The sequence below is a fragment of the Anaerofustis butyriciformans genome (assembly GCF_036289385.1).
In the GTDB taxonomy this organism is placed as follows: Bacteria; Bacillota; Clostridia; order Eubacteriales; family Anaerofustaceae; genus Anaerofustis; species Anaerofustis butyriciformans.
In genome coordinates this window covers 205449-215836 of sequence record NZ_JAYFFH010000003.1, presented here as the reverse complement: position 1 = coordinate 215836, position 10388 = coordinate 205449, and the positions used below count along the sequence as shown (strand labels likewise).

At 29.3% G+C, this 10388-nt stretch carries 11 protein-coding genes, 4 tRNA genes and 1 rRNA gene; 5 read left to right on the top strand and 11 right to left on the bottom strand.

Features of this window, described 5'->3' with window-relative positions; all coding sequences use genetic code 11:
* The 9 genes from V2W16_RS06415 to V2W16_RS06375 all read right to left on the bottom strand — a co-directional run.
* Positions 1–200 (bottom strand): 16S ribosomal RNA (locus V2W16_RS06415); the annotation flags it as partial.
* Between the two features lie 95 nt (positions 201–295).
* Positions 296–418 (bottom strand): hypothetical protein, encoded by a 123-nt coding sequence (locus V2W16_RS06410; RefSeq protein ID WP_329383249.1) that lies wholly within the window; start codon positions 416–418, stop codon positions 296–298.
* Between the two features lie 129 nt (positions 419–547).
* Positions 548–841 (bottom strand): Dabb family protein, encoded by a 294-nt coding sequence (locus V2W16_RS06405; RefSeq protein WP_329383246.1) that lies wholly within the window; start codon positions 839–841, stop codon positions 548–550.
* A 12-nt stretch (positions 842–853) separates the two neighbouring features.
* Positions 854–1681 carry an Mrp/NBP35 family ATP-binding protein gene (locus V2W16_RS06400; protein WP_329383243.1) on the bottom strand — a complete coding sequence of 276 codons (828 nt, stop codon included), beginning with the start codon at positions 1679–1681 and terminating at the stop codon, positions 854–856.
* A 122-nt stretch (positions 1682–1803) separates the two neighbouring features.
* Positions 1804–2910, bottom strand: coding sequence for a serine racemase VanT catalytic subunit (gene vanT / locus V2W16_RS06395; protein ID WP_329383240.1), 1107 nt, complete (start codon positions 2908–2910; stop codon positions 1804–1806).
* The gene (locus V2W16_RS06390) at positions 2897–3922 is read right to left on the bottom strand and encodes an acyltransferase (RefSeq protein ID WP_329383237.1); all 1026 of its coding nucleotides are present in this window, start codon (positions 3920–3922) and stop codon (positions 2897–2899) included. Before V2W16_RS06390 ends, vanT begins: the two co-directional genes overlap by 14 nt.
* A gap of 1 nt (position 3923) precedes the next feature.
* Positions 3924–4670, bottom strand: coding sequence for a D-alanyl-D-alanine carboxypeptidase family protein (locus tag V2W16_RS06385; RefSeq protein ID WP_329383234.1), 747 nt, complete (start codon positions 4668–4670; stop codon positions 3924–3926).
* A complete protein-coding gene (gene vanG / locus V2W16_RS06380; RefSeq protein ID WP_329383231.1) occupies positions 4654–5712 on the bottom strand; it encodes a D-alanine--D-serine ligase VanG in 1059 nt (352 codons plus the stop codon). Before vanG ends, V2W16_RS06385 begins: the two co-directional genes overlap by 17 nt.
* Positions 5713–5883: 171 nt before the next feature.
* Positions 5884–6732 carry a patatin-like phospholipase family protein gene (locus V2W16_RS06375; RefSeq protein WP_329383228.1) on the bottom strand — a complete coding sequence of 283 codons (849 nt, stop codon included), beginning with the start codon at positions 6730–6732 and terminating at the stop codon, positions 5884–5886.
* A gap of 137 nt (positions 6733–6869) precedes the next feature.
* Here V2W16_RS06375 and V2W16_RS06370 point away from each other — a divergent pair, with 137 nt between their 5' ends.
* The gene (locus V2W16_RS06370; RefSeq protein WP_329383225.1) at positions 6870–7406 is read left to right on the top strand and encodes a HEPN family nuclease; all 537 of its coding nucleotides are present in this window, start codon (positions 6870–6872) and stop codon (positions 7404–7406) included.
* 19 nt (positions 7407–7425) lie between these two features.
* Here the strand turns inward: V2W16_RS06370 and V2W16_RS06365 are convergent, their stop codons facing one another.
* Both V2W16_RS06365 and asnS read right to left on the bottom strand, forming a co-directional pair.
* Positions 7426–8235, bottom strand: a complete 810-nt coding sequence (locus V2W16_RS06365) for a Cof-type HAD-IIB family hydrolase (RefSeq protein ID WP_329383222.1) — start codon at positions 8233–8235, stop codon at positions 7426–7428.
* A 14-nt stretch (positions 8236–8249) separates the two neighbouring features.
* Positions 8250–9641, bottom strand: a complete 1392-nt coding sequence (gene asnS, locus V2W16_RS06360; protein ID WP_329383219.1) for an asparagine--tRNA ligase — start codon at positions 9639–9641, stop codon at positions 8250–8252.
* A 240-nt stretch (positions 9642–9881) separates the two neighbouring features.
* Here asnS and V2W16_RS06355 point away from each other — a divergent pair.
* From V2W16_RS06355 to V2W16_RS06340, 4 genes are all read left to right on the top strand, one after another.
* Positions 9882–9955, top strand: a tRNA-Gly gene (locus tag V2W16_RS06355).
* A 14-nt stretch (positions 9956–9969) separates the two neighbouring features.
* A tRNA-Arg gene (locus V2W16_RS06350) sits at positions 9970–10046 on the top strand.
* 31 nt (positions 10047–10077) lie between these two features.
* A tRNA-His gene (locus tag V2W16_RS06345) sits at positions 10078–10154 on the top strand.
* A gap of 6 nt (positions 10155–10160) precedes the next feature.
* A tRNA-Gln gene (locus V2W16_RS06340) sits at positions 10161–10235 on the top strand.
* Positions 10236–10388 lie beyond the last annotated feature (153 nt).

Genomic DNA, 10388 nt, shown 5'->3' with positions numbered 1-10388 from the left:
CGTGGTCTTATGCGGGTTTAATCCAAGTTTCCCTGGGCTATCCCCCTGTATGAGGTTGGTTACCTACGCGTTACTCACCCGTTCGCCACTTTCCACTTATAAAATCTTCCGAAGAATCATTCATAAGCTTCTCGTTCGACTTGCATGTGTTAAGCACGCCGCCAGCGTTCGTCCTGAGCCAGGATCAAACTCTCAATATAATTTATCGCATCAACCTCTCGGTCGATTGTTTACATCTTAAATCTTAATCCGACTCTTTACTCAAATCTCACTGACTAAATTTGCATATAGCAATTCATATCATCTTTTCTCTTTTATTCTTTTGTCTTATTATCTCGCCGCCTCTTTCAGAGTCAGCTGAATTATAATACCACATACTCAATCTCTTGTCAACTACTTTTTTAACTTTTTTTGTCATTTTTTTTCATTGACAACCTTCTCGTATGCTTTTTCAGCTTACCGCTCGAAACAGCTTTGTTATATTATCACTTTATTTCCTTATTGTCAACTGTTTTTTGCAAATTTTTCTTTTTTTCTTTATATAATCTTATTCAATGACATAATCTACTGCCACACTAGTCTCTCTCACCTTGTGCATATAACTTTTTACAACATCACAATGATATGGATCTTTTTGATATTCATCTAAAGCTTCTTTTGATTCTAATAAAACCTCTAGTATCAAATCATAAGATCTTTCAGAATGAAGAAAGTCTATTCCTACATTTATATCTTTTATTAATGATACATGATCTTTCATAGACATAAGAGTTTCTTTAGCCATTCTGCATGCCTTTTCACTATTATCTTTTAATTTAAAGCAAACTATATGTTTTATCATTTTATACACCCTTTACAGATTTTTTAATTTTTCAACTGCTTTATCAACATATTGTTTATCAAGCTGTTCAATTTTACCTTCATCGCATTTTTTAGCAATTTCAGGATCAATTGGAATATTTGCAAGAACTTCTAATCCATATTTTTTAGCTACTTCATCAACATGACTTTCGCCAAATACACTTATTTTTTCATGGCAATTTGGACATTCAATGTAACTCATATTTTCAACAAGTCCAAGAACATTGATATTCATCATTTCGGCCATATTAACAGCTTTTTCAACAATCATAGAAACAAGCTCTTGAGGAGATGTAACAATCACAATTCCATCAACAGGAATTGTTTGAAAAACAGTTAAAGGAACATCACCTGTTCCGGGAGGCATATCAACAAACATATAGTCAACATCTTCCCAAATTATATCAGTCCAAAATTGACCAACAGCCCCTGCAATAACAGGTCCTCTCCAAACAACAGGTTTTGTATCATCTTCCAAAAGAAGATTTATTGACATAATATCAACTCCGCCTTCGCTCTTCTTAGGATATGCACCCTCTTTTGTTGCATAAACACTACCGCTTACACCAAATATTTTAGGAATTGAAGGTCCTGTAATATCAGCATCAAGTATCCCTACATTGTATCCAGCCTTTTTCATGTTTGATGCAAGTAAAGATGTAACTAAAGACTTACCAACACCGCCTTTACCGCTTACAACTCCTATTACTTTTTTTATATTACTTTTTTTATGAGGTTTTACAAGAAAATCCTCTCTGCTTTGTTTTCTTGATGAACAATTTGCACTGCAATTTGAACAATCATGTGAACATTCACTCATTACAATATTACCTCTTTAATTTATTTTTCATTTTTCATAACATTATAGCACTAATACTTTATTTTTTATACATATAAAACGAAATTTAGAAATAAATTAAAAAATAAAACATATAAAATACATTATATAATCACTCTTGATACTCTTTTCGACAAACGACTTACAATTTCATTTGAAATTGTACCTCCCACATCTGCCATATCCATTGCACTTAGATTTTCACCTATTAAAACAACCTCATCTCCAATCTTAACCTCATTTATATTACTTACATCAACAAAAAGCTGATCCATACAAATTCGCCCAACTATTTTTGCTTTTCTGCCACATATCAAAACATACCCTTTATTTGAAAGGTTTCTTGGAATACCATCTGCATACCCTATACAAATAACTGCTATTTTCATTTTTTTATTTGCTTTAAAATCAAGTCCATACCCAAGCCTTTCACTAACACCAATATCTCTAACAAGCTCTACTCTGGACTTCAACGTCATAACATATTTAAGATTAATATCACACAAAACTTTATCTTCACTTTTACTGTAAATACCATAAAGAGCAATACCTATTCTTGCATAATCATATTTTAAATTTGGGTAATTCAAAACTCCATAACTTCCTTGAATATGATATTTTAAATCCTTATATCCTCTTTTTATTAAAATTTTTCTAACTTTTTCAAATCTCTTTATCTGAAGTTTTGTAAACATAATATCATTCTTACTTAAACTATCACTTACACATAAATGACTAAACACACCTTCAACAATTAAATGTTTTAAACGTAGTATATCTAAAATACTATTAACAGAATAAAAACTTTCCCCAAGTCTATGCATCCCTGTATCCACTGCAATATGAACCCTAATATCTATTTTACTGTTATTAAGCATTAAAGCGTATTCATAATTAATAACAGTCTGAGTTAAATCATATAATTTAATAAGATATGCAAAACTTACATCTGTATACCCAAGAATCAATATATTCCCGGCTATACCACTTTTACGGAGTCTTATACCTTCATCCAAACTCGCTACACAAAAATCATATACACCCTCTTCATTTAAAATACTTGCAACTTCAACATCTCCATGACCATACGCATTGGCTTTTATTGCAGGCATCAATTTACAACTACTTCCCAGTATTTTTCTAAATTGGTTTACATTATAAATTAAATTATTTCGATTTATTTCCATCCAAGCTCTTTTATAATTTTCCATTTATTATCCCTCTATAAGAAAATAATTTCCTAATACTCTCAGAAAATAAATAAGAAAAAATGCAAACCAATATATATAATAACATCGAGTTATTTATTACAATATTTAATGATACAATATTTTTTAATATGAACCTGCATAAAACAATTATAAAAGGATGAATTATATAAACATACATAGACAAACTTCTTAATGTTTTTTTATTCTCTATATTAAAACTCAAAATAAAAGAGAATAAAAACACAACTAAAGGAACAAGAAAAATATACATACTGGAATGCCTTTGTAAATTTAAATTTCTAAGCATCATCCCTTCAATTAAAAGAAATATAATAGACAAAGTCAGTCCATAAATATTTACACTTCTTTTTAAAACCTTCTTTCTACTTCTAAGTAAAACACCTATCATTAAAAATATCGGTGCATAAAAAATACCGTTTCTTGTATAGTCGAAAAATTTAAAAAGAAAATCATAAAAACACTTTATGTATTTTACATTATATATAACTCCATAGTAACCATCTCCCAAAAGTCCCATAACATATAAAATCAACGTTATTACAAAAACCTGCTTTAAATTCAATTTTTTACTTAAAATAAATATCAATATACTTCCTATAATGACAGATGGCATATACCATAAATGATAAAATGTCCCGTCAAATAAAAACATTTTTAAAATACTGCCTATACTTTTAATATCTTCAAAACTATCGGCATACAAATTTATTGGAATATATAATAATGTTGCAAGCAAATATAAAACAACAATTTTCTTTATAAAAGCCATTAATATATTTACACCATTAGAATATGTTAACACTTTATAAAGAACAAAATACCCTGATACCATTAAAAAAAACGGTACTGCAACACGAAACAATACATATGTAATATAAAAATCAAGACTTTCATTAAAAGAAGATAATGGAGAGATATGTATCGCAACAACCATAAACGCAGCAATTAACTTAAAAATATCAATTCCGCCATACCCTATTCTTTTTTCCATTTTAACTTCTCCAAAGAGTAACAATAAAACCATCAATATTGTTACCTGATATCGTATAAGAAATATTATCGGGTATATCTATATATCCGTCCTTTTCAAATGGAACATAAAATATTTCTATCAAATTATTAATGTCACTATAAAACAAACTTTTTTCTTTATGTTTAAAAGATTTAACATATTCGATATACTCTTCCAAACACAAATTTTCTTTTTCCATAATTAAAGAATGCGGATATCCAACATATCTAAAATGCCACGGTTCATAAGATATTCCAGTTGTTTTTTCTTTATTCTTTTTATACCTTTCTATAAAACCATATTTAACGGCTCTTTGTTTAAAAATTTTAAAAATCCCACTATTTGGAAAATCAGGTCTTATAAAATCAACATCTTCACATCTTTTACCTATATCAATAGCAAGCCCTGTTTGATGTTCACTACACATAGGATAAGCTACATATTTATTTGTAAAATTAACACCATTTTCTTTTATAGAACTTTCATAAATATTTTCTTGTTCTGTCAAAGTTCTAAAACCGCTTACGTATACAAATTCATCTTTAACACCAATATCAAAAAGAAGTTCTTTAAGCATAAATGCCATTTTACTTTTTATATAAATACCATTTTCAAAATCTATATTTTTCATACCAGACTTTAAAGGTTCACTTTTTAAAGGGTAGTTTCTATTTACTAAAACTAGCTCACCGTCATAAACCATATCATTATTAATAAATAGTTTCATCACCGCCACCCATTTCAATAAGTGTATTTACAATTGCATCAAAATTTATACCTACACCTTTTAACATATTTGGATATCTGCTATGAAGGGTAAACCCGGGAATGGTATTTATTTCATTAAAATATATGTTGTTATTTTTATCTATAAACATATCAACTCTTGCAAAATCTTTGCAGTCTAAAATTTTATATATTTTTTCTGCTAAAGCTAAAACTTCTTTTTCAAGTTCATTATTTATTCTTGCAGGCAAGTGAATTAGTGATTTTTCCAGAGTGTATTTTTCGTTATAATCAAAGAACTTTCCTCCGGTTTCTATTTCATCTATCAAACCTGTAACAATTTTTTTATTACCAAGAATAGCTACCCCTACTTCAAATCCATCAATATTTTCTTCAATTACAACTTTATCATCATAACGAAAAGCTTCCTTTAATGCTTTATATAATCTTTCTTCACTTATTACTTTAGTAATGCCAAAAGACGAGCCTGATTTTAAAGGTTTTACAAACACAGGAAAGCCTACATCATCAATAAAATTTAAAATTTTATCTCTATCCTTAATATCATCTATCAATATACTACTTGGAACTTTACACCCAAAATCTTCAACTAGCTTATGAGCTCTATATTTATCCATACATAATGAAGAAGACAACACACCGCACCCAACAAAAGGAATACCTGTAAATTCTAAAAGACCTTGTATTGTTCCATCTTCTCCGTTCTTTCCGTGAAGAACGGGAAAAACAACGTCTATATGTTTAAAATAAACCTTATCTTCTTTTATATAATTAATCCCATTTGCATCCTTAGCCATAGGAAGAAAAACTTTATAACAAGTTTCATCATCAAACCATCTATCATCTTTTATTAGATTCACATCACCTTCATACAAATAACAATTTCCATTTTTCTTTATTCCAAGTAAATGAATATTATATTTAGCTTTATTGATTGACTTAATAACATAGTAAGCACTTTCCAAAGAAACTTTATACTCAAATGAAGCTCCTCCAAAAACAACTAAAACATCTTTTTTCATAGATTCCACCTTCTAAAAATAATATAAAACTTTGCAAAGCATGTAGTTATTCTGTAATATCATTATAAATTTTTAAAATAATAAAATATTGAAGCCCAGTTTAAGATGTTATTAAATTTTTTTAATAGTTATTAAGAAAAATTAATAAAAAAAGAACCTTAAGGTTCTTTTTTAATTAGATATAAAGTTTAATAATTTATTATAAGCTTTTTTTGCATCATTATAACCAAGATTATACAATGCCTCAAGTTTATATTTATTTTTTTCAAGTCTTGTTATATCCAAACTTTCGCTTGGTCTTATAACAAAAACATTTCCCTTTTCCTCTTCTTCCTTAATTTTATCTAATGAATTATTATAATTAATATGTCTGTTTGCCATTGAATTTATAAAATTGGGATATTTTTTATATTTTATTTTCATTACAGGCAAGAGCTTATTTTTCTCTTTTCTATATCCATTAGGCTGAGTAAGCACAACAACATTTTTTTCATTTCCATCTTTTATAGCTTTTTCAATAGGAATAGAATCTGCTATCCCTCCATCAAGATATTCTTTCCCATCAACCTTAACAATCCTTGAAAGTAAAGGAAGAGAACTGGAAGCTCTTACATAAATAATATCTTTATCCATATCTTTAAGTTTTATATATTCAGCCTCCCCGGTCTTCATATTTGTAACAACAGAATATAAATTTCCTTCATATTCTTCAAAAGTCTTTTTATCAAAAGGATATAATTTGTTTGGAATATCTTCATATACCATTTTTACCCCAAAATAATCCCCTGTTGTAACAAGACTATAAAAACTCGCATACCTTTTATCATCAAGATAATCAACATTTACTCTGTAAGCTCTGTCTCTTTGTTTTGCAAGATAGGAACAAGCATGACAAATCCCTGCAGAAACTCCATAAGTATTTTCAAAATATATATCTTTATCAATAAAAAAATCCAAAACACCTGCAGTATAGACACCTCTCATACCGCCGCCTTCAAGAACAAGTCCACCTTTATACATAGCCACCTCCACGTTTGTTCTTATTTTTTAACAGATATTATAACACCATTCTTTCATCTTTCAAACAACATAGAAACTTTTACATTCAAAATATTTTAAGTATAATATAATAAAAAATATAGAAAGAGGTCTTAATTATGGAAGAAGAAAAAATTATAATGGATAAACAATTTTTTATAAATGGTTCATGGGTAAGTTTTAGAATTTTAGAAGAATTTTTAAATAAAGAAAATTATGATAAAACAATAAAAGAATTTCTTGAAGAAAAAAATTTACTTGGGAAGGAACATTACTTACTAAACCCAACATTTCTTATTGAAACCTTATATGGACTACTATTTGTAGAATATGAAAACAAAATAAAAAGTAATACTAACTTTAATGGCATACATATAAATACAGATATTGCTGAAAAAATCTCAAGATATATTGGTAAACATTTTACTATTATAAAAAACATAGAATCGAACAAAAAAAATGAATATAAATATCCTTTATATATTATAAAACTAAGAAACTCATTAGCCCATTTTCATATTGAACTGGAACAAAGTGATAATAAATACCTCATATTTAAAGATAAGCACCCAAACGAAAAAGATTATCATTTTATCGCTGCAATAACTATTGCACAATTAAAATTGTTTTTAGAAGAAATATCAAAATTATTTTAAAAGGAGCATTACGCTCCTTTTAAAACATTCCCGTATACAACGTTCTCTCTATTATATTTTCTATAACATAACATACGGGATCGTTATTATTATCCAGATCCAAAACAACATCACTTGCTTCTTTTAGTTTTTTACTGCCGTTTGCAACACTTACACCAAGCGCAGCATTTTCAATTAAAGGAAGATCATTGTCACTATCTCCCACTGCAATAATTTCTTCTTCTTTTACATTTAATTTATCGGCAACTTCCATTAATGTAACAAATTTATCTATCCCTTTAGGATAAAAATCTATCAACACTCTGTAAGAAACACACCCCGTTATTGTTTCATATTCCTTTGATAATATTCTATTTACATCTTCTTCGGTTTCATAATATGCACAAATTTTAAATGGATTTGGAACATCTAAAATATCTTTTAACTTGATAAAATGAGCATCACCATTATTTGGACGCATTGTAGTAACGCAGCTTTTATCTTCAGTTTCATACCACATTCCCATTTCATTTGTAACCACAAAAGATTTACATGTTTTTCTCAAATGTTCTACAAGACGTTTGTAATCTTCTTTATCAAAAACTTTTATAAAGTTTACTTCTCCCTTTGTATTAAAATAACTTATACCATTATCCGCAACATGATAACAATTATCAAGTTCAAGACTTTCGGCAATAGGAAGTACACCTTTATAATATCTTCCGCTTGATAAAACAACATACACACCTAAATCTTTACATTTTTTTATCGCATCTACGGTCTTTGGTGTTACTTGTTTTTTATCATTAAATAATGTTCCATCTATATCCAGCGCTAAAATTTTATACATATTTATCCCCTATCTTAAAATTTTGCATTATTTACTGTTCTTGGGAAAGGAATAACGTCTCTTATGTTTTTCATTCCTGAAAGATACATAACAAGTCTTTCAAAACCAAGTCCAAAGCCTGCGTGCTTAACTCCGCCATATCTTCTAAGGTCTAAATACCACTGCATACTTTCCTTGTTCATTCCAAGTTCATCCATTCTGTTTTCCAAAATATCAAGTCTTTCTTCTCTTTGACTTCCTCCGATAATTTCACCAACGCCCGGAACTAATAAGTCTACAGCCGCAACTGTTTTATTATCATCATTCATTCTCATATAGAAAGCTTTTATTTCTTTTGGATAATCTGTAACAAAAACAGGAGCTTTAAAATGCTTTTCTGTCAAATATCTTTCATGTTCTGTTTGAAGATCAAGTCCCCACTCAACAGGGTACTCAAATTTTTCTTTTGCATTTTTCAAAATTTCAATAGCTTCGGTATAAGTAATTCTTTTAAATGTTGAATTAACTATACCTTCAAGTCTTTCAATAAGTCCTTTATCTATAAATTTATTGAAAAATTCAATTTCATTTTTTGCTTTATCAAGTGCATAACTTATAACATATTTCATCATATCTTCTGCCATATTCATATCATCATTTAAATCAGCAAAAGCAATTTCAGGTTCTACCATCCAAAATTCAGCAGCATGACGAGGGGTATTTGAATTTTCAGCTCTAAAAGTAGGACCAAAAGTATATACATTTTTAAATGCCATAGCATAAGCTTCTGCTTGCAATTGTCCTGATACTGTCAAATATGTTTCAGCAGAGAAGAAGTCTTTTGTATAATCAATATTATTTTCATCATTTAAAGGTGGATTTTTCATATCAAGTGTAGTAACTTGGAACATTTCACCGGCACCTTCACAGTCACTTGCAGTAATTAAAGGAGTATTAACATAAACGAAGTCTCTTGTTTGGAAAAATTCATGTATTGCATATGCAAGTAATGAACGAAGCCTAAAGACTGCATTAAAGCTGTTTCCTCTTGGTCTTAAATGAGCAATCTCTCTCATATATTCAAAAGTATGTCTTTTCTTTTGAAGAGGATAAGAGTTATCACTATCTGCAAGAAGAGTAACGCTAGTTGCTTTTATTTCAAAATCCTGTTTCATATCAGGAGTAACATTTAATATTCCCACAACCTTAACACCGCTGCAAGCATGAAATTTTGTTACCTCATCATAGTTTTCTATTTTATCTTTTTCAATAACAACCTGTACATTTTTAAAATTGGTTCCGTCGTTTATTTCCATAAACCCAAATTGATTTGAAGAACGAATTGTTCTAACCCATCCGTCAACGGTAACTTCTTTACCGTCATACATATTATAGTTTTCAAATAAATGCTTTGTATTTATTTCCATAAATATTCTCCTTAAATCCCTAATTTATTTTATTATATCACAATTTATAATAAATAAAATTAAATTTACACCACATATATTTATTAATGAATAAAACCCTTTTATAATAGGCAAAAACACTCTTTCATATTCGTGTATAATTTAATAAAAAAGAAATATTTAAAAATATTAAATATTTTTTTTAAAAACGTGTTGACAAGATTAAAATTATGGGGTATACTATTTAAGCATTTGTGAGATGCGGGTGTAGCTCAGTGGTAGAGCCCTGGCCTTCCAAGCCAGTCGCGAGGGTTCGATTCCCTTCACCCGCTCCATTAATTTAAAATATGCGCCTGTAGCTCAGCAGGATAGAGCAACGGCCTTCTAAGCCGTGTGTCAGGGGTTCGAATCCCTTCAGGCGCGCCATAAAAACAAAAATAAACTTTGATGTTTGATGGTGATTGTAGCTCAGCTGGTTAGAGCGCTGGATTGTGGCTCCAGAGGCCGTGGGTTCGAATCCCATCTTTCACCCCAGAACACAGGGGTATAGCCAAGTCGGTAAGGCAACGGACTTTGACTCCGTGATCGTAGGTTCGAGTCCTGCTACCCCTGCCAAGCAGATAATTAATCGAATGAGCAATCATTCGATTTTTTTATTTTATATTTGTTTTTTATTTTCTACTTGATAAATATATTTTGTTGGTATATCATATTTTATAAATATAGGGGTATCGCCAAGTTGGTAAGGCAATAGATTCTGGCTCTATT